The organism is Exiguobacterium alkaliphilum, assembly GCF_018138125.1.
Taxonomy (GTDB): Bacteria; Bacillota; Bacilli; order Exiguobacteriales; family Exiguobacteriaceae; genus Exiguobacterium; species Exiguobacterium alkaliphilum.
In genome coordinates this window covers 81,097-100,311 of the sequence record NZ_CP073101.1, presented here as the reverse complement: position 1 = coordinate 100,311, position 19,215 = coordinate 81,097, and the positions used below count along the sequence as shown (strand labels likewise).

Genomic DNA, 19,215 nt, shown 5'->3' with positions numbered 1-19,215 from the left:
TACGAATCAAGGGGGAACGAGGATGGGGAAAACAGCACTTGTGGTCGGCGCGACCGGCTTAATCGGACGCGAGCTCGTCGAGCAGTTGCTTGAAGAGGAACGATATGATGCGGTATGGATGGTAGTCCGCCGCTCGACCCGTTGGCAGCATCCGAAATTACATGAAGTCGTCGGATTTGAAGGGATGGACGAGGCGTTACCTCACGTCGATGACGTTTACTGTGCGCTCGGGACGACGATTGCTGTCGCTGGTTCGCAAGATGCGTTCAAACACGTCGACCTCGACTTGCCGCTCGAGACGGCGCGCATCGCCAAACAACATGGCGCGACACGTTACGCTGTCGTCTCGGCGCAAGGGGCGTCGCTCCGCTCACCGTTCTTCTACAACCGAGTCAAAGGGGAACTCGAGAACGGCCTGAAAGTGTTCGGGTTCGACCATTTGATTATCGCCCGTCCGTCGCTATTGCTCGGGGATCGGAAGGAGTTCCGTCTCGGCGAGAAAGCGGCCGAGATCGTCAGCCGTCCGCTCCAACCGTTGTTACTCGATAAGTTACCGGACGCCGCGCCGATTCAAGCGCTCCATGTGGCGCGCGCCTTGATTATGGCCGCCGAAGAAGGACAGGGCACGGAAGTGTTGACGTCAGGCATGATGCAGAGGATGAGCCGATGAGACCGTTGACGAAAAAACGGACGCAAGCCGTGTTGATTGACAGCGTCATCGCCGGACTCGTCAGTTACGGTGTCGAGCAAATCGTCCGGAAGAAAGTGAAGAGCGAGTTCGTCCATACGGTCATCACCCCGACGCTTGTCGCCTATGCGCTCGAGGCGTGCCAGATGAGCCGTGGCGGCCAGACGCTCGGGTATAAACTGATGGGGCTCGAGTTACGAAACGACGATGGGAGCCCGGTCACGGCCGAGCAGGCGTTCAGACGCGCGCTTCACCGTGACACGCGCTCGATTGCAACCTATGTCAAAGACCGTACCCATTTCGAGCTTGAAGAGGGTGCCGTCTTGCCGCACGACAGGGCATTCCATATGCACGTCACGAAAAAGAACTGACCTCGCGCGAGGTCAGTTCTTTTAGTCTCTAATGCGGCTCAGGATTGCCGTCGTCAACGCAACGATTGTCCCAAGGACGAGTCCGTTCGAGAATACGGTCGCAAGGAGCGGCGGCAAATCGTTCATCGCCCCAGGCGGGAGCAGCATCGCTCCGGCCCCGATGACGAGCGGGAGGCCGACGGTGAGCGAGGCCGTCTTCTGATTCAACTCGAACGCCGCCTCGTTAATCCCGATGATGATCATCGTCGCGATGAGCGGGGTGACGATGGCATAGCCGACCGCGGCTGGAATGCTCGCGATGAGCGAGACGAACGGACCGACCAAGGCGAGCACCATCATGAGCGTATGGGCGACGAGGTGCGGTGCCCGGTGCACGCTCTCGGTCGAAGACAAGAAGCCGGCCGTTCCTGAAATCGCGATCGGGCCAGGTGTACCGAACAATCCGGCCACGATTTGGCTGAAGCCGCTGACGATGCCTGACGCCGGGACGTTGCCTTCGACTTGTTGCTTCGTCCGCGAACTGACAATCCGTTCAATCAGTTTGATGTTGGCGAGCACGTTCGTCATAAGGAGGAGCGTTATGACGAACGCGGTCGGCAGCAAGTTCCAATCCCATACCCAAGCCCCGAACGGGAACAACTCAGGGACGAGGAAGAACGACTCCGAACGGACGATTGGATTGCCGAGCCCGAGCAGATTGAACAGCCCGAATCCGACAAGGAGCGTCATGACAAGACCGTACTGTTTGAAGCGGCTCCGTTCGAGCGTGAGGGCGAACAAGACGAGACCGGCCGTCGCGACAGCCTGAATCGTATTGATACCGCTCTCGCTCACGCCAAATCCGCCTTTGATGACGGCGCCTGACAACTGGAGGACGAGGAGAATCATATAGACGCCAAGCACTTGCGGCGTAAAGAGCGACAGCATCCGACGTAAAATCCCGGTGACGGTCATGAGCACACCGAGCACACCGCTCAAGAACAACATGAATCCGAGCGCTTGGAGTGTCTCTTGGCCGCTTCCGTATAGCGCAGGACCGATGGACGCATAAAGCGTGAACACGCCCCACCAAATGCCGGCCGGTCCTTCTAAAATCGGCAAACGGTGGCCGAGCAGCGTCTGGATGATGCTAAACAGCGCGAAGACGAACAGCGAACGTGAGATGAACGTCATCGTATCGGCCGGCGACAGTTCGAATAAGGCAGCGATCGAAAGCGGTGGTACAATATTTGTAGCTAAAATAAAAATGAACCACTGAATCGTCGTGGTTACAGTACTCTTGGTCATGGTGTCCCCCTGGTATTTCCCTTTTTTACTACTAGTGTACCGTGACCTTGAAACGGATGCAAATGGAGGTCTTATAATGAAGAAAAAGTTGAAGTGGATCGGCCTTGGTCTAGTTGGCCTCATTTTGGTCGCCGTCATCGGCTTCCTCGTGTGGACGCAACTGACGTATGGGCCGACGGATGAAGCGCTCGGTTACGCGGCCGAGGCGACGGAAGTGGACAATCGTCTCGAATTTGGTGACCCGGATAGCGAGATTGGAATCATCCTCTATCCGGGTGCGAAAGTCGAGAAAGAAGCATACGCCTACTACGGCTCAAGACTCGCGGAAGAAGGAGTCTTTGTCGCCATCCCGTCGCTGCGCTTGAATCTCGGCATCGCAGATATCGATGCGGCGGAGACGATTATCGCCGCTCATCCAGGCATCGAACGTTGGATCGTCGGCGGACACTCGCTCGGCGGTTCGGCCGCGTCCGGTTTTGCGCTCGAGAACGAGAGCCGAGTCGAAGGGGTCATCTTCCTCGCTTCATACCCGATCAGCTCGATGGTGGAGAGCGAGCTACGTGTCTTGTCCATCTCTGGAGAAGTCGATGGGCTCGCGACGCAAACTGACATCGAGGCGAGCCGAGAAAACGTCCCGGACGATGCCGTCTTTTATGAGATTGTAGACGGCAACCATGCCAACTTCGGCATGTACGGACCGCAAGACGGCGATAACGACAGTCCGCTCAGCGCGAAAGAGCAGCTCGACGAGACGATTGGACAGATTTTAAATTGGTTATGAAAACAGCGTGCCCGAGGTGGGCACGCTGTTTTAGCGTCGGTCGAGCGTATAGCTGACCGTGGTGAGTAAAGCCGTCAAGAGCGCGACGGCGCCTCCGACGAGGGCGAGCGTCATGACGGGTGTGTTCGCGTAGACGAGTCCACCGAGCGCAGACCCGAAGCCAATCCCGACGTTGCTCGCGACAGGCATGAGCGATGAGGCGAGCCCTTTGGCGTCCGGATTGAACTTCTCGGCCAAGTCGATTAAATACAGTTGCGTCGACGTCGTGAGCAAGATCGCCATGAACGACATGAGCGCGATATTGAGGAGGCCGAGCGTCACGTTCGACGTCGTCACGTACAAGGCGGCCAAGACGAACGCCTGGATGAGAAAGACGAAACGCAGTCGGCCGATCGGATTGTGACTCGCGATTTTCCCGGCCGCCATGTTGCTGAAAATCGAGATGAATCCGTACGCCAATAGAATCGGACTGACCCAAGTGACCGGCACACCGAGCACACCTTTTAAAATCGGGACGAGATACGTGTAGACGACGTACGTCGCACCGAAACCGAACGCCGGGATGAAGAAGGCGATTAAAATACGTGGGTTCGTCAACAGGCGCAACTGGTCGGCAATCGACGTCCGCACACTCGTCAACTGACTCGGGACGACGCGGTACACAGCGAGAAATGCGACGACACCTAAGACGGTCGTCAAGATGAACGTCGTTTCCCAGCCGCTTCGTTGCCCGATGAACGTACCGAGTGGGACCCCGAACACGTTCGCCATCGTGAACCCGCCGAAGATGAACGAGATGGCGATGCCACGTTTTCCCGTCGGTACCGATTCACTTGCGACGAGCATGGCGAGCGAGATGAGAACCCCGGTCACGACGGCGGTCAACATGCGAAGGACGAGCAAGATGCCATACGTCGGCGCGAGGCTACTGAATAAGTTAAATAGGATAAAGAGAGCGGTCAGCGTGAGCATGAGCTTACGTTTCGGCAAATGGCTCGTGAATGACATCGTGAGCGGGGTCCCGATGGCGAACGTGATGGCGAAGGCGGATACGAGTGTTCCGGCCGTCGCGATTGAGATGGAGAGCCCGTCGGCGATGTCAGGCAAGATGCCGACAATGACGAACTCGCTCGTCCCGAGCACGAATGTCAGCAGGGCGAGCGATAAGATGAGCGTCCAGTCGGTACGGCTGAGCGATGGGGTAGTCGTCAAAATAAAATCACTTCTTTCGTTCAAAGTTGTTAGACTTCAGTCGTCTCCAACCATACCGAATTTACGACGAAAGAAAAACCCTTTTCTCTCACAATCGTGAAAGAAAAGGATTCCTTAGCGCCAAAAGGCGGTCGCTTCGACGCCAGCGTGGTCGGAGACGATCGGTCCGTTCTCACCGTCAAAGACGACGGCGTGGCGTGACACGTGAATCGGTGCGTTCGTCAGCATCAAATCGATTCGGAGCGCTTTCTTGTTCTCGTCCCAGCCGGCGATTTTGCCTTGGACGGTCGCATCGCCTTCACGTTCGGTCGCCAAATGAAACAAGTCTTGGAGACCGTGATCGATCAAGTAATCATACCCTTCCCCGCGGAGAAAGGCGTCGTTGTTGAAGTCACCGAGGAGAAGGGCACGATCATCCTCTTCGGCACGGCGCAGCAACTCATCAAGCTGATGGCGGACCGGTTCTTCCTCGTCATGCCACCAACCGAGATGGCACGAGTAAACGGCCGTCGGCGCATCGACGCCGTCGACGATCGCCTTGACGATTTTTCGGGACTTGTAGTTGTTCGGGTCCGTCGTCTTCGAGACGAAGAACGACTCGGTCGATAAAAACGGGGTACGCGACAAAATGGCGACACCTTCTTCGTAGACGTCATAGCCGTAATGGGCGAAGTCCCACGTCATGTGATACGTGACCCCGAGCTCCTTCAATCGTTCGACGAGCACGTAGGCGAAGTTGTTCTCCCGGATCAACCCCTCGACGATCGGGGCCTCTTTGTGTTGATTCACTTCTTGGAGCGCGATGATGTCATAATCCTCGCTCGCGATCCGTTCGACGATGAAGTCGATTTTTTCTTGTTGGCGGTCCTCTAACCAGGCGTGGCAGTTGAGCGTCAAAATATTCACGATAGTCCTCCTTTAGAAAAAACAGGCCAACTCGAGCGAGCTGGCCTGTTGATTATGCTCCGATGACGTCTTGAATGTCTGACTTCAATACGTCGGCTTTCGGGCCGTAGATTGCTTGGACACCGCGGTCTTTCAAGATGAGACCCATGGCGCCGTTCTTTTTCCATTCGCTCTCTTCCGAGACGAGCGACATATCTTTAACCGTGACGCGTAGACGTGTCATGCACGCATCGACGTCTTCAATATTTTCTTCCCCACCGAGAAGGGCGATAATCCCCATGACCTGCTCGTTGCCTGTCACAGTCGATTTCTCGGTCGTTTCTTCCATGTAGTTTCCGTTACGTCCAGGCGTCGGCAAGTTCATCTTCTTGATGAAGAAATTGAACACACCGAAGTTGATGAAGAAGAACGCGATGGCGACGAGGAAGAAGTTAATCAAGTCTTGAAGGAGACCCGCTTTGACAATCATCGGGATGCGTGTGAGCAACTCGATCGCACCGAATGCGTGAACACGAAGGTCGATGATGTCCGCCAAGGCGAAGGCGGCACCTGCCATGAGTGCGTAAACGACATAAAGGACTGGTGCGACAAACATGAACATGAACTCGATTGGTTCTGTGACTCCTGTCAAGAAGACCGCGAGACCAGCAGATAAGAACATTGGTTTGTATTGTGCTTTCTTGTCCGCATCGACGTTACGGTACATGGCGTAAGCGGCACCGATGAGCGCTGCGAACGACAAGAGCACTTGTCCGACTTTGAAACGGGCCGGGACGACATCCGCGAGGAGCGCGTTGTAGGCAGCCGTATCACCAGCAGCACGGAGGTTGACGAGGTCCGTCACCCATGCCAACCAGAGCGGGTCTTGTCCGGCGACGACCGAACCAGCTGTCGCACCTGTCAAAATCGTATATGTGCCACCGAGCTCCGTATAGTTCATCGGGACGGTGAGCATGTGGTGGAGACCAAACGGCAAGAGCAAACGCTCGAGTGCCCCGTAGATGAACGGTGCAAGGACAGGCGCCGTGTTGCGTGACGTGGCGATCCACTCACCGAAGCTGTTGAGTGCCCCTTGAATCGTCGGCCAGACGATCGAGAGCGCGATGGCCGCGACGACTGAACCGAGGATGACGACGAATGGGACGAAACGCTTCCCGTTGAAGAACGAGAGGGCGTTCGGCAATTTGTTGAAGTTGTAGAACTTGTTGTAGAGAGCACCACCGAGGAAACCGGCGATAATCCCGACGAACACGCCCATGTTGAGGGCTGGCGAACCGAGGACAGATGTGAAGTAGTCGGCAACGACGAGATCGGCACCGAAGAGCGACTTCACGGTCGCTTCTGAATCTTGGAGCATGGCACCGTTGACGTTAAAGATGGCACCGGTGACGCGGTTGATTAAGATGAAAGCGATCAGGGCAGCGAAAGCGCCGCCTGCTTTATCTTTTGCCCATGAGCCACCGATGGCGACTGCGAACAAGATATGTAGGTTGACGATGATGCCCCAACCTAAATCTTCAATGATGCGAGCCGTCGTCAGTAAAATCCCGACGTCGCCGGCTGACATGCCGATGAGTTTACCGATTGAAATCATAAGACCTGCAGCAGGCATGACGGCGATGACGACCATTAAGGCCTTCCCGAGCTTCTGCCAAAAATCGAACGAGATAAGTTGTTTCATATAATACGCTTCCTTCCTGTACGGAACTTTTTATCTGTTTGTGGCGACTGTCTATGCAATCGCTTGCATTAATGATTGTAATCGATTGCATAAGTTTGTGCAACCGGTTTCCTAATTTTCATTTATTTTCATAAATTGACTGAAACAGCGGGATGCGACGTTAACTTGTCAGCACAATCGAATCCCGCTACAATACTAGAGGTTGAAAGGGGCGAGAATCATGGGTTGGAGACAGACGACATCGGCATTATCAAAAGAAGAGCAAGCGGCATTGCTTGAGGAGTTATTGCAGTCGGGCCTTCTATTAGAAGAGGATCGACTACTGTATAGTATGTTGATGCCTGACCGTGTCAAACGGATGCAGGAAGTATTGGCGTTACGGACGAACCATATCACGATTTTGACGGAAGGGGTCGATGACCCGCACAACCAGTCGGCGGTGCTTCGCTCAGCGGATGCGTTCGGTGTGCAGACGCTTCACGTCGTCGAAGGTCGGGCCAAGTTTAAACCGAACTCGATTATCGCGAAGAGCGCAGATCGTTGGGTCGACGTGGTCGAACATCCTTCTATTGAAGATGCAATTGATCGATTGAAGGCGGATGGCTATCAAGTGCTCGCGACGGCACTGAGCGAGGAAGCGGTCCCACTTGAAGACATCGACGTATCGAAACCGACCGTGCTCTTGTTCGGGAATGAGCATCACGGTGTATCGGATCAAGCGCTCGCCAAAGCGGACGGCAATTACGTGATTCCGATGCAAGGGTACGTCCAAAGTTTGAACATCTCGGTCGCCGCGGCGATCTCGTTATACGACGTGACGACACGGGCGCGCCATGTCGTGACGGAAGGCTATGGATTGAAGGTAGAAGACAAACAGCGCATCTTGAAGAATTGGATGGTCAAGAGCTTGCCGAAGCGTTCGCTCGGCGTGTATAAACAAAAAGGTCTATCCGCATTTGAACGCGAAACAGGAAAATCCGAGTAAACGGCGAAGTGTACAGACGTACGAGCACTGTTCACACGTTGAAAGGGGATGGAACGATGAGTACGACCAGTTCATTTATCGTGAAAGATGTCACGACGCACTTTAACGAATTTGAAGAGGAGTTCTTTAATCTGTACCGCAGCCTGTACGGCGACATCGATCAACTGCGCTTTAAGGAGAGACTGTATCGACATGCCAATCCGCTCGTATTGCTCGCTTTCTCAGAAGAGCGGCTCGTCGGATTCAAGATTGGATATGAGGCCGAACCGTACCGATATTACAGCTGGGCCGGAGGCGTGCATCCGGAGTTTCAAAAACATGGCATCGGCCGCAAGCTGATGGACACGCAGCTCGAATGGGTGAAGGCGCAAGGCTTCCACTCGATTCGGACGAAAGCACGGAACACGAATAAAGGCGTCATCATCTTGAACCTGTTGTGTGGCTACGACATCATGGGGGCATACACAGAAGACGGAGCGCCACGCATCATGATGGAGAAACAATTGAACTGAAAATTGAGCCGTGGCGAGTGCCGCGGCTTTTTTTTCGTGAGCATGAAACCAAATGAATGGGCGTCCGTATATTAGGAAAAAAGGGGGAGATGTCATGGTCAACACATTCGCATTCGGGGAAGAGGTATACATTGATTCGACGGGGATGGGGGACTCGTTTTTTAGTGGGGTGCCAATCATGTTCCCGATTTTCTTTTTCTTGATTATCGGTATCATCGTATTTGCCGTTATTACAGGAATCGGTAAGCAAGTGAAAACGAACAGTCTCTTGAAAGATATGCAGCAGTTCGCGTCCGACTTGGCCGACCATCCGAGTGACGAGTCGGCGAACCGGCTTGCTGACTATTTGCGTGACGTGACGTCGTTCCCGGTCGAACGGACGCAGATGGAACCGTTCCGGGTCGCACTCGGCAGCTATCAGTTGGTCATGGAGTCACCGTACGTGCACGACGAGACGAAGGAGCGGGTCGGCCGCCAATACAAGCGGCTCGGCATCTTGGACGGGGAAAAGTTTGCCGATGAGCCGGCACCGCGCCGTAGTTCGAGTTCGCACCACCATCACCATCACAACGACCATCATCACCACACGTGAAAAAACGCGCCAGGGAGTGTTCCCCGGCGCGTTTTCGGCGCACTTGAATGGTGTCTGGTTAGGAACGAGTGACAGGTGAACGTGTCATCGGTCATCGGTGATTGGTTGGTCCATGGCCGTGTTCGCATCCAGTCGCATTGGAGAGAGTTTGGCGCCAATCCTTGACCCGGAGTCTCACCGGGCCAAGGTCACATGTATCGACTCGGGTCAAAGTCGATCTCCGTCCGATAGTTGGCCGCGTTGATGGCGTTCGAGATGCGATTCGCCCGTTTCTCGACGTCAATCGCCTTCAAGCGATATAGCTCCGGGTCATAGAGCGCATGCTTGATGACGGCCGTCCCTTCACCAAAACCGTATTGAAACTCGCGCTTCGGTCGCTCGGATAGGTCTTGATACATGCGGGCCTGAGCACGCAATTGGATGGCGAACTCAATCGCCTCGACGAGCGGGAGCGGGCCGTCGTGCGTCTCAATCACCGTCTTCAAGTTGGCCTCGTAGACGAGGCGGTCGAGACGGCGCATATCACGCCGAATCGACTCGAGTTCGACTTCGATGTCTTCAAGCGAACGCGACTGGATCGTCGGGAGCGGTTCATCTTTTTCGAGCTCGATGAACGCGACGCGCTCGACTTCTTCTAACAACTTATCAATCTGCTTATGGAGCAGGCTCTTCAGTTTGATGGCATCTGCCAAGTACATAGGGAGTCCTCCTTCTGCTTTTTCTTACCGTACCATAACGGGATTGCCGAAAAAAGGAAGACGTTACTTTTTTGGGGCGAGACGATATGATGGTAAAAAGAGAGGGGGTCGTTTCAGTGAAAAAGTGGAAGACGCAATGGATCATTGCTAGCGTGTTGCTCATCTTTGGGACGGCGACGCTCCTCTATCAATGGATCGACTTGAACCCGGGCGTGATTCGGGACTATATCATAGCGTTCGGCTGGATGGCACCGGTCGTATTCATCCTCCTCTATACGTTCCGTCCGCTCATCCTCTTCCCCGCGTCCGTCCTGTCGATTGCAGGGGGGCTCGCGTTCGGGACGTTGCCGGGTATGTTATACACGATTATCGGGGCGACGCTCAGTGCGCTCGTCGCCTTTTACGTGGCGACCCGGTTCGGGGAACGCTTCTTGAACCACTTTGAATCGACCGATTATAAAAAACTACAACAAAAAATCGAGGAGGACGGTTTCTTCTACGTCCTCAACTTCGACTTGGTGAGCTACGTCTCGGGCCTTGCGAAAGTGAAGCTGCCAGCGTTCGTCCTCGCGACCGTCGTCGGCATGATCCCGGGCGCGTTCGCGAACAACTTTCTCGGCAGCAGCATTGCGACCGGGGACTTCAAGATGATTGTCCTCGCGTTAATCGTCTTCGCCGTCTTGACGCTCGTCGCGACCGTGTTTCGCGAGCCGATTAAACGAAAAATCCATCGCTACCAAAAAAAGTAGGCGCCCCGTGGGCACCTACTTTTCGTTTAGCGGTTATCGACCGTCTCTGGATAGAGGTCGTGGTTGAAGAGGCGATGTTCCGCCATTTTTTCGTATTTCGTGCCCGGCTTCCCATAGTTGTAGTACGGGTCGATCGAGATGCCGCCGCGTGGTGTGAACTTGCCCCACACTTCGAGGTAGCGCGGCTCCATTAACTTGACGAGGTCCTTCCCGATGACGTTGATGCAGTTCTCGTGGAAGTCTCCGTGGTTACGGAAGCTGAACAAATAGAGTTTGAGCGATTTCGACTCGACGAGCTTCTCGTCCGGGATGTACGAGATGTAGATCGTCGCGAAGTCCGGTTGGTTCGTGATCGGGCAGAGCGACGTGAACTCCGGGGCGTTGAACTTCACGAAGTAATCGTTCTCCGGGTGACGGTTCGGGAACGCCTCGAGGACGTCCGGTGCGTATTCAAAAATGTATGGGACGCTCTTCTGTCCGAGGAGCGACAAGTCTTGTAAGTCTTCTGGTCTCATATTCATTCTCCTTAGACGCCACGTTCGTTGGCGTACAGTAATGTGTGTAGCTGCGGCAAGACACGGACGCTTTGCCACGAAGGGTCGCGCGCGACGTCTTCCCATAATTGTTTCAAGCGACGGAGTTGGGCGTCGGTGATGTCACCGTCCGCACTAGGCTCCGGGTTGCCGGCCGACAAATACATGACGTCCGGCGTATAGCGCGTCTGGACTTGTTTCGCGTAGGCGAGATCGATTTCGTCGAACACGGCGACTTTGAACGTCGTCTGTTCCGGGCGGAGGCGTTCGACGATGGCGTCGAGTTTCTCCCAATCGGTCGACATGCCGGACGAGGGCGGTTTTGGGCTGAGTGTCACGTCGTCGATTTGCGTGAGCCAGTCTTGATAGCGGCTCCCTTGCGTCTCGACGGCGAGTTTGACGCCACGTGCCTTCAATTTCTCGACCAAGTCTTTCATGCCGGCGATGAGGAGCGGGTTGCCGCCAGAGATGGTGACGTAGTCGTACATACCGAGTGCGTCAAGCCGTTCGATGATGGCATCGGCCGACAGCATGTCTGGTTTTTCCGAGCCGTCCCATGTGAAGGCGGAGTCACACCACGAACAGCGATAATCGCAACCGGCGGTCCGGACGAACATCGTCTTCTGTCCGATGGCGCGGCCTTCCCCTTGGAACGTCGGGCCGAATACTTCGAGGACCGGGATTTTCATCAGTCCACCAACCATTCGCGGCGGAACTCGGCGTATGACGTCGGCGTCTCGTACAGTTTGACGAACTCGACACGGACGTCGCGCTCGTCAGGCAAGTGTTTGGCGAGCTGCTCGAAAATCCAATAGCACATGTTTTCGGCCGTCGTGTTCATATATGGCAACGATTCGTTCAAATAGCGATGGTCGAGATACGGTTCGAGCTCTTCTTTGAAGATGGCTTTCAAGTCACCGAAGTCGAGCGTCATCCCGCGGTTGTCTAAAAAGCCGCTGATGCCCATTTGCAGTTTATACGTATGGCCATGGAGCGCACGGCACTTGCCGTCGTAATCGAACAAGTGGTGGGCGGCGTCAAACGTCACTTCTTTGACGATTTGGACGCGGTGTTTACAGTAGATGAGCGAGCCGTCTTGTTTGGCTTCGACGCTCGTCGGGGCGAGGAACGGGGCGTTCTTCATACACGCACCCCCTCGTACGCGTCAAGGCCGTTTTGACGAAGCACACACGCTGGGCACTCGCCGCAGCCTGAGCCAAGGATGCCGTTGTAGCACGTGAGCGTCCGCTCTTTGACGTAGTCGAACGCACCGAGACGGTCGGCAAGTTCCCACGTCTGTTTCTTATCGAGCCACATGAGTGGCGTATCGATGACGAACGGATAGTCCATCGCTAAGTTGAGTGTCACGTTGAGTGATTTGATGAATTGGTCGCGGCAGTCCGGATAGCCTGAAAAGTCAGTTTCGCACACACCGGTCACGATGTGGTGCATACCGAGCTGTTTCGCCATGACGGCTGCGAACGACAAGAAGAGATGATTGCGTCCATCGACGAACGTATTTGGGACGTCCGCATTATCGATGTCGAGATCGTGTCGCGTGAGCGCGTTCGATGTGAGTTGCCCGAGTAAGGACAAGTCGAGGATGTGGTGCGGCACATCGAGTTCGGCCGCAATCTCTTTTGCGACCTCGATTTCCGCGTCGTGGCGTTGCCCATAGGCGAACGTCACAGCTTCCACGTGAGAGAATTGTTGTTTTGCCCAAAATAGGCAAGTGGTTGAATCTTGACCGCCACTGAAGACGACCAATGCTTTTTCGTGTTGCATGATGCACACTTCCTTTTTCGCTAGTTTTGATGTCGGAGGAGGTTACGAACTCCGGAGGTCACCCTCGAGCGTTTACTTTACCATAAAAAGTTGTTTGACAGGGTAAAGAGAAGCCGGTATAGTAAAGAACATCACTGACACACTTTCGTGCATAAAAGCGTTTAAGCGGTTAGGCAAAATAAAAAGATGGAACTGAAAGGAGGGGACGTCGATGCAGATGAAAGGAAAAGAGGCTGTATTCGTCGTGCTGTTGAGCGGGATTTCCTTGCTCGCACTGATGTTTTTGGCCAAAGCGACGCCACATATGGCGATCTTTGGCACAATGGTACTAGTAGGGGTGTACGCATACTATCGTACGCGTGATTTCAAAACAATCGAAACGGCGATGATCAACGGAATTCGTGAAGCCATCATGCCGGTTATGATCTTATTATTAATTGGAATGTTGATTGGCGTATGGCAGATGTCCGGCACGGTGGCGACGATTCTCTCCATCGGTTTAGATACAATTTCAGCACAATGGTTCTTACCGAGCGTCTTGCTCATCACGATGATCGTCTCGACGTTCACAGGGAGCGCGTTCACGACGGTCGGTACCGTCGGGGTCGCCTTGTTTGGAATCGGGATGGCGCTTGGCATCTCACCGGCGCTCGCCGCCGGGGCCATCGTCTCGGGTGCACTCTTTGGAGACAAGATGAGCCCACTCTCGGATACGACGAACTTCGCACCGGCTGTCGCTGGTGTCAAACTGTTCGACCACATCCGCTTCATGATGGGGACGACGGTGCCAGCCTTTTTAATTACACTCGTCTTGTTCACGATTCTCGGTCGGAGCGGTCAAGCCGCGGACACGGCCCAAATCGCGGAAGCACAAGCCGCGCTCGCAGGCCGGTTCAACTTGTCTTGGGTGACACTTCTCGCGCCGATTCTCGTCGCCGTGCTCGCATTCCGCCGCATGCCGGTGTTGCCGACGATGCTCGTCGGGATGTTGGCCGGTGTGTTGACGGCTGGATTTGTACAAGGGAACTGGAACATCTCGAACTGGTTCGGTGTCATGCAAGGCGGTTTCCAGTCAGGTGTTGAAAACGAAACGATTGCGGCCGTGCTCGACCGCGGCGGTCTCGAGTCGATGCTCTGGTCGGTCAGCCTTGTCTTGATCGCGCTCGCGTTCGGTGGCTTGCTCCGAGAGCTCGGTGTGTTCCAAGCAATCGTCGATGCGTTGCTCCGACGCTTGAAGTCACCGGGTAGCTCGGTGTTGTCGGTCGTCTTGAGCTCGATTGGCGTCAACTTGCTCGCCGGCGAACAGTACTTGTCGATCTTGCTCCCAGGGCAGGCGTTCAAACAAGGGTTCGTCGACCGTGGCATCGATCCGCGTTACTTGTCGCGTGCGCTCGAAGACGGCGGGACGGTCATCAACCCGCTCATTCCATGGGGCGTGTCGGGTGCGTTCTTCGCCGCGACACTCGGCGTACCGGTGCTCGAATACGCACCGTTCGCGTTCTTCCTCTGGCTCAGTCCAATCTTCTCGGTCATTCTCGGCTACGTGAAGTTGGGAAAGCAACGTGATGCGATGAAGCTCGCATCGTAAGTACACAAAACGATCCAGGACCAATCGAGGTCCTGGATCGTTTTACGTTTCATCGTGTCGTTTAGGTAATCGGCTTATAAGAGCTCTCAAGTTCCCACAACGTATCTCCGAACTGTTCGAGGAGCGCGTTCGCCTCACTTTCTACTACAATACAGTTTCTCGCTTGCTCATGAAAAACCTGCGCATCGCGACCGGATTGTGAAACGGGCATCTTCTTTGTGCGCCCCGTCGTCATTTGAGAAACTAAAGTGAGGAGGGATGAGGATGAAACGACTGCCTAAAGACTTTTACGAACAACCGACACTCGAACTCGCCCGTTCGCTACTCGGGCACTATCTCGTCCATCAGCATCCGACAGGCGAAATCATCGCCAAGATTGTCGAGACCGAGGCGTATCTCGGTGCTATCGATCGGGCGGCGCATAGCTTTGGCGGCAGACGGACGAATCGAACCGAGGTGATGTTCGGCCTGCCGGGTCACGTCTACACGTATCAGATGCACACGCATACGCTCTTGAACGTCGTCAGCGGACCGGTCGGGACACCGGAGGCCGTCTTGATTCGCGCGGTCGAACCGATACAAGGTCAGGCGTTGATTGACCAGCACCGTCCCGGTTTGAAGCCGGTCGACCAGACGAACGGGCCGGGTAAGTTGACGAAAGCGCTCGGTATCACGATGGACTTATACGGACATTCGCTTCAACACGAGCCGCTCTTCATTGTCGAAGGGGAAGCCGTGACGGATGTCGAGGCCGGGCCTCGCGTCGGTATCCCGAACACCGGGGAGGCGCGAGACTACCCGTACCGATTCTTCGAACGGACGAACCCGTACGTCTCAAAGTATCGCTGAAGGTTTAACGGAGAAGGTCGAGTGGAACACTCCCTATGTGTGAAAAAACAAATTGAGGGAGTGTTTCAACATGGCAAAAGTAGCAACGTTAATTACAGATATGTTTGAGGACGTAGAGTTTACAGAGCCACGCGACGCGTTGGTGGAAGCGGGCCACGAAGTCGTCACGATTGAAAAATCGGCAGGGAACACGATTGAAGGGAAGCAAGGCGAAGCAAAAGTGACGATCGATAAAGCGATCGATGACGTCTCGCCAGAAGATTTTGATGCCCTGCTCTTACCGGGCGGCTTCTCGCCAGACTTGCTTCGTGAAGACGACCGTTTCGTCCAATTCGCGAAAGCGTTCATGGATGCGAAAAAACCGGTGTTCGCGATTTGTCACGGACCACAGTTGTTGATTACGGCGAAAACATTAGAAGGACGCGACGCAACGGGCTACAAGTCGATTAAAGTCGACATGGAGTACGCCGGTGCGAAGTACGCCGACAAGGAAGTCGTCGTTTGCCAAGAACAGCTCGTCACGAGCCGTCAACCGGATGACATCCCGGCGTTCAATCGCGAGATGCTCAATCTGTTAAAATAATCGCTCAGCCACGGACACGTTCCGTGGCTTTTTTCGTGAAATCGGGAATAGAGAATTAAGGAGGAGATGAGATATGAAGCGAAGAGCACGATCACCTAGTTAAGTTCGTCGAAATATCGGGTTACTCAGTGGGATGCGTTGGTTTGAAGCGTTGATTCCGGCCTATACGATTGAACGGCTGTTTTGGGAATCTCGTGGCATTACGATTCAAGAAGTCGTCTATATCGAGATCCTTTACGCCATCATCGTGGTGTTGCTTGAAGTTCCGGCCGGTGTGTTAGCCGATCATATGGAACGTCGTCGTCTGCTTCAACTCGGAATCGCACTGGAATGGTGCTCGTTTGTCGTGTTGCTATGGTCGTTTTCATTTCTTGGTTTCGCGATTGCCATCAGTTTGTCCGCGGTCGGTGCGGTCTGTCGGAGTGGGACGGAACATGCACTTTTGTATGAAACACTCGAACAAGGCGGAATGGAATCCACGTTCGAACGATGGGTTGGCCGCTTAAACGCAATCGGACTAGTTGCTGCTGTCGTGGCAGCCTTTAGCGGAAGTCTACTTGCGGCAATGTTCTCGTTTGAGTTGAATTATATCGTGTCGATTGGTAGCCTTTTCTTTGCCACGAGCTGTAGTTTGTTGCTCGTTGAACCGACTCGGACCACACACGACGAGGTGATGACATGGCGTCAGCTACGGGCCGGTTTCTATTTTCTATGGAGCGACCGATTGTTTCTCACGTTGACCGTATCGTTTGTCCTCGTCCTCGGTGCGTTCAACTTTGTCGAAGAGTTTTGGCAACTGTATGCACGAGACGTTCGCGTCCCAATCTATTGGTTCGGGGCCATCTCGACTGGCTTGTTGCTCATCCAAATCCCGGGACAACTGCTCGCCCCGCATCTACTACGAGTCGCCTCGGCCGAGCGTTGGCATCGTATCATCGGGTGGGGAATCGGGATTGGCTTTCTCCTACTCGGCAGTGTTCCAAGCCCATTCGGTCTCATATGGATGACCATAATGGCATGCTTCGCAGGCGTGATTGAGCCAATTTATTTAGGGGTGCTACATCACCGCGTCCCTTCTGCCATCCGTGCGACGACCGAATCGTCGGTTTCGGTCTTGTTGCATGGAAGCATCATTGCACTCGGTCTATTGTTTGTCGTGGGAGCTGAACGTACTTTATTTAGCGCATTTCTGATGATCGGTGCTGTCGTGTGTCTCTACCACGCAAAAAAAATGTAAATCGATGAAGCACATTGAACCGCTTGTTTTTTTAAAACAAGGGGAAAGGGGGCGTAACGCCCTCTTTTTTACGTCTTAAGACCGAGGGCGGGACGACTCATCCCGATGTATGATTAGAACCAATACAGAAGCAGGAGAAACATTATGTCATGGTATGAGTTGTTCATCGGTTTTTTGTTAGGTGTCGTCGAAGGGTTGACCGAGTTCGCACCGGTGTCGTCTACGGGACATATGATTGTCGTCGATGACCTGTGGCTCAATTCGAGCGCATTTTTAGGACAGGAAGTCGCGAACACGTTCAAGATTGTGATTCAACTTGGCTCGATTTTAGCGGTCATCGTCGTGTTTCGGAATCGGTTTAAACAGTTATTGAATCCGAAGGAGCTGGTCTCGTTCCGACGCGGTCAGACCGACAAGTTGAATCTGCTACATATCTTGATTGGCCTGTTGCCGGCAGCGGTGCTCGGCCTACTGTTTGAAGACTATATCGATACGCATCTCTTTTCGGTCAAGACGGTATTGATCGGGCTCGTCATCGGGGCGTTCTTCATGATTGCGGCTGATTTGTCGGGCGTGAAGCGTCAGACGACGGCGACGCTCGATGAAATTTCGTACAAACAAGCGCTCGGTGTCGGATTGATTCAATGCTTTTCACTTTGGCCAGGTTTTTCACGGTCGGGCTCGACGATTTCAGGTGGTGTCCTCCTCGGGATGAGTCACCGCGCAGCAGCGGATTTCACGTTCATCATGGCCGTGCCAATCATGTTCGGGGCGAGTGCGCTATCGCTTTACAGCAAGTGGAACTACTTCACGATGGAGACGTTACCGGTATTCCTTGTCGGCTTCGTCAGCGCTTTCTTGTTCGCGCTGTTGTCGATTCAATTTTTCTTGAAGTTAATCAATAAAGTGAAACTGACACCGTTCGCGATTTATCGGATCGTGTTGGCGGCTGTCATTTATTTCTTGTATTTCTAAAAAAACGCGTGCAAGCTGCACGCGTCGTTGAAACCTATTGTTCAGACAGTTCGTAAAACCAAGTAGAGGTGAGAACATGGAACATATCGTTGTCGTATTAGGAACGTTGATTGGTCTTGGGACGGTCGGTACATTGCTGTACGTGACGCGTCTCGCATATGAATCATGAGAACGGATAGTGATAAAAGCGCTCACGTTGGAGTAACTCCATGACGTGGGCGTTTTCTGCGTGATCGATGGCACGCAGGAGACCTTCTGTCTGCGAGCGGTGGGCGAAGAGTGCTTCTCGCTTCGCCGCGCTCTCATCGCCGACCTCGATGATGACGTGTGGCTTTCCGAGATCGGCTTCGGTACGATGGTCGAACGCGACGCCTAAAAATTCAGGTCGCACGGACGCGTCCATCTCTTGGAGGGCACGCACGACGGCGCGTGCCGTTGCCTCGTGGTCCGGATGGACGGCATATCCCGGATAAAACGAGATGACCCGTGCCGGCTTGACTTCATCAATCAAGGCGCGGAATCGGGCGGCGAGCTCGGCCTCGTCCTCGAATTCGACAGTCTTGTCCCGGAGTCCCCACATTTGAAGGTCCGAGATGCCCATGACGGCACAGGCCTCCTCAAGTTCGTGTTTGCGGATTTTTGGAAGCTCTTCACGCGTCGTGAAAATCGGGGAGCCCATGTTTCGTCCCATCTCACCGAGCGTCAAGCAGACGTACGTGACAGGAAATCCTTGCTTTTGATGTTGGATAATCGTCCCGGCGGAGCTGAACGCTTCGTCGTCGGGATGCGGGAAAATGACGAGTAACGGTCCGGTCATTGGTCTTCCACCTCCGTGGCTCCTTGTGGGAGCGGTTTCGGGTCGAGATGCAGCGCGCAGGCGAGACGGCCGAGGCGGTCGTGTCCGGCGAGCAGTAGTTGATCCCCATGCAACTCGAAGTCGGTCAGACCTTCTACATAGAGCCAGCCGTGGTCGAGCTTTAATCCGACGCGGTAAGGTCCATGGCCTTTGATTTGTCCGATGCTATATTCGATGACGACATTTCGGATGAACATGCCGGCGTTATGGAAATCAGGGTCGTTATGAGTGGCGTAAGCGCCGTTCGTCGTCTCGACGTGCGCGTAGAGCGGAGTCGTCACGTGTTTGTTTAAATAAGCTTGAATCACTTCAGGTTGAATCGTGTTCACACTTCTCTCCTCCAATGG

23 protein-coding genes are annotated in these 19,215 nt (G+C 54.2%); 12 read left to right on the top strand and 11 right to left on the bottom strand.

Annotated features, from left to right (window positions below; translation table 11 throughout):
* Positions 1-22: 22 nt before the first annotated feature.
* Positions 23-670 (top strand): NAD(P)H-binding protein, encoded by a 648-nt coding sequence (locus KB235_RS00575; RefSeq protein ID WP_211780097.1) that lies wholly within the window; start codon positions 23-25, stop codon positions 668-670.
* On the top strand, positions 667-1,059 hold the full coding sequence (locus KB235_RS00570; protein WP_211780096.1) for an RDD family protein: 393 nt from the start codon (positions 667-669) through the stop codon (positions 1,057-1,059). Before KB235_RS00575 ends, KB235_RS00570 begins: the two co-directional genes overlap by 4 nt.
* 21 nt (positions 1,060-1,080) lie before the next feature.
* On the opposite strand, the gene KB235_RS00565 is transcribed toward KB235_RS00570, so the two are convergent.
* On the bottom strand, positions 1,081-2,346 hold the full coding sequence (locus KB235_RS00565) for a purine/pyrimidine permease (protein ID WP_211780095.1): 1,266 nt from the start codon (positions 2,344-2,346) through the stop codon (positions 1,081-1,083).
* Positions 2,347-2,422: 76 nt separating this feature from the next.
* Here KB235_RS00565 and KB235_RS00560 point away from each other — a divergent pair, with 76 nt between their 5' ends.
* Positions 2,423-3,127, top strand: a complete 705-nt coding sequence (locus KB235_RS00560) for an alpha/beta hydrolase (protein WP_211780094.1) — start codon at positions 2,423-2,425, stop codon at positions 3,125-3,127.
* Positions 3,128-3,157: 30 nt separating this feature from the next.
* On the opposite strand, the gene KB235_RS00555 is transcribed toward KB235_RS00560, so the two are convergent.
* The 3 genes from KB235_RS00555 to KB235_RS00545 form a co-directional block, all read right to left on the bottom strand.
* Positions 3,158-4,339 (bottom strand): MFS transporter, encoded by a 1,182-nt coding sequence (locus KB235_RS00555; protein ID WP_246514276.1) that lies wholly within the window; start codon positions 4,337-4,339, stop codon positions 3,158-3,160.
* A 114-nt stretch (positions 4,340-4,453) separates the two neighbouring features.
* The gene (locus tag KB235_RS00550) at positions 4,454-5,245 is read right to left on the bottom strand and encodes an endonuclease/exonuclease/phosphatase family protein (RefSeq protein ID WP_034805189.1); all 792 of its coding nucleotides are present in this window, start codon (positions 5,243-5,245) and stop codon (positions 4,454-4,456) included.
* A 52-nt stretch (positions 5,246-5,297) separates the two neighbouring features.
* Complete coding sequence (locus tag KB235_RS00545) at positions 5,298-6,926, bottom strand: PTS transporter subunit IIBC (protein WP_034805186.1); 1,629 nt, start codon at positions 6,924-6,926, stop codon at positions 5,298-5,300.
* A gap of 220 nt (positions 6,927-7,146) precedes the next feature.
* Between KB235_RS00545 and KB235_RS00540 the strand changes: the two genes are divergently transcribed.
* The 3 genes from KB235_RS00540 (at position 7,147) to KB235_RS00530 (ending at position 9,015) form a co-directional block, all read left to right on the top strand.
* Positions 7,147-7,911: a TrmH family RNA methyltransferase gene (locus KB235_RS00540; RefSeq protein WP_211780092.1), complete on the top strand. Its 765-nt coding sequence runs from the start codon at positions 7,147-7,149 to the stop codon at positions 7,909-7,911.
* Positions 7,912-7,967: 56 nt separating this feature from the next.
* A complete protein-coding gene (locus KB235_RS00535) occupies positions 7,968-8,423 on the top strand; it encodes a GNAT family N-acetyltransferase (protein ID WP_246514274.1) in 456 nt (151 codons plus the stop codon).
* Positions 8,424-8,517: 94 nt separating this feature from the next.
* On the top strand, positions 8,518-9,015 hold the full coding sequence (locus KB235_RS00530) for a hypothetical protein (RefSeq protein ID WP_211780091.1): 498 nt from the start codon (positions 8,518-8,520) through the stop codon (positions 9,013-9,015).
* 188 nt (positions 9,016-9,203) lie between these two features.
* Here the strand turns inward: KB235_RS00530 and KB235_RS00525 are convergent, their stop codons facing one another.
* Positions 9,204-9,713, bottom strand: coding sequence for a hypothetical protein (locus tag KB235_RS00525; protein ID WP_034805178.1), 510 nt, complete (start codon positions 9,711-9,713; stop codon positions 9,204-9,206).
* A 116-nt stretch (positions 9,714-9,829) separates the two neighbouring features.
* On the opposite strand from KB235_RS00525, the gene KB235_RS00520 reads away from it, so the two are divergent.
* Positions 9,830-10,462: a TVP38/TMEM64 family protein gene (locus tag KB235_RS00520; RefSeq protein WP_211780090.1), complete on the top strand. Its 633-nt coding sequence runs from the start codon at positions 9,830-9,832 to the stop codon at positions 10,460-10,462.
* Positions 10,463-10,488: 26 nt separating this feature from the next.
* Here KB235_RS00520 and queF read toward each other — a convergent pair whose 3' ends face one another.
* Genes queF through queC form a run of 4 tightly spaced genes read right to left on the bottom strand, consistent with a single transcriptional unit; the run spans position 10,489 to position 12,780 of the window.
* Positions 10,489-10,977 carry a preQ(1) synthase gene (queF, locus tag KB235_RS00515; RefSeq protein ID WP_029333812.1) on the bottom strand — a complete coding sequence of 163 codons (489 nt, stop codon included), beginning with the start codon at positions 10,975-10,977 and terminating at the stop codon, positions 10,489-10,491.
* A gap of 11 nt (positions 10,978-10,988) precedes the next feature.
* Complete coding sequence (gene queE, locus KB235_RS00510) at positions 10,989-11,684, bottom strand: 7-carboxy-7-deazaguanine synthase QueE (RefSeq protein WP_211780089.1); 696 nt, start codon at positions 11,682-11,684, stop codon at positions 10,989-10,991.
* Entirely contained in the window at positions 11,684-12,139 is a 456-nt protein-coding gene (gene queD / locus KB235_RS00505; RefSeq protein WP_029333810.1) for a 6-carboxytetrahydropterin synthase QueD, read from the bottom strand. Before queD ends, queE begins: the two co-directional genes overlap by 1 nt.
* Positions 12,136-12,780, bottom strand: coding sequence for a 7-cyano-7-deazaguanine synthase QueC (queC, locus tag KB235_RS00500; protein WP_034805173.1), 645 nt, complete (start codon positions 12,778-12,780; stop codon positions 12,136-12,138). Before queC ends, queD begins: the two co-directional genes overlap by 4 nt.
* A gap of 211 nt (positions 12,781-12,991) precedes the next feature.
* On the opposite strand from queC, the gene nhaC reads away from it, so the two are divergent.
* The 5 genes from nhaC (at position 12,992) to KB235_RS00475 (ending at position 18,012) form a co-directional block, all read left to right on the top strand.
* Positions 12,992-14,368 (top strand): Na+/H+ antiporter NhaC, encoded by a 1,377-nt coding sequence (nhaC, locus tag KB235_RS00495; protein WP_211780088.1) that lies wholly within the window; start codon positions 12,992-12,994, stop codon positions 14,366-14,368.
* Between the two features lie 258 nt (positions 14,369-14,626).
* Entirely contained in the window at positions 14,627-15,217 is a 591-nt protein-coding gene (locus KB235_RS00490) for a DNA-3-methyladenine glycosylase (RefSeq protein ID WP_034816780.1), read from the top strand.
* Positions 15,218-15,287: 70 nt separating this feature from the next.
* A complete protein-coding gene (locus KB235_RS00485; RefSeq protein WP_034816779.1) occupies positions 15,288-15,800 on the top strand; it encodes a type 1 glutamine amidotransferase domain-containing protein in 513 nt (170 codons plus the stop codon).
* Between the two features lie 133 nt (positions 15,801-15,933).
* Entirely contained in the window at positions 15,934-17,037 is a 1,104-nt protein-coding gene (locus tag KB235_RS00480) for an MFS transporter (protein ID WP_211780087.1), read from the top strand.
* Between the two features lie 144 nt (positions 17,038-17,181).
* Positions 17,182-18,012, top strand: coding sequence for an undecaprenyl-diphosphate phosphatase (locus tag KB235_RS00475; protein ID WP_034816778.1), 831 nt, complete (start codon positions 17,182-17,184; stop codon positions 18,010-18,012).
* 163 nt (positions 18,013-18,175) lie between these two features.
* Here KB235_RS00475 and bshB2 read toward each other — a convergent pair whose 3' ends face one another.
* Both bshB2 and KB235_RS00465 read right to left on the bottom strand, forming a co-directional pair.
* Positions 18,176-18,829: a bacillithiol biosynthesis deacetylase BshB2 gene (bshB2, locus tag KB235_RS00470; RefSeq protein ID WP_211780086.1), complete on the bottom strand. Its 654-nt coding sequence runs from the start codon at positions 18,827-18,829 to the stop codon at positions 18,176-18,178.
* Positions 18,826-19,197, bottom strand: coding sequence for a YojF family protein (locus tag KB235_RS00465; protein ID WP_034816776.1), 372 nt, complete (start codon positions 19,195-19,197; stop codon positions 18,826-18,828). Before KB235_RS00465 ends, bshB2 begins: the two co-directional genes overlap by 4 nt.
* Positions 19,198-19,215: the final 18 nt, after the last annotated feature.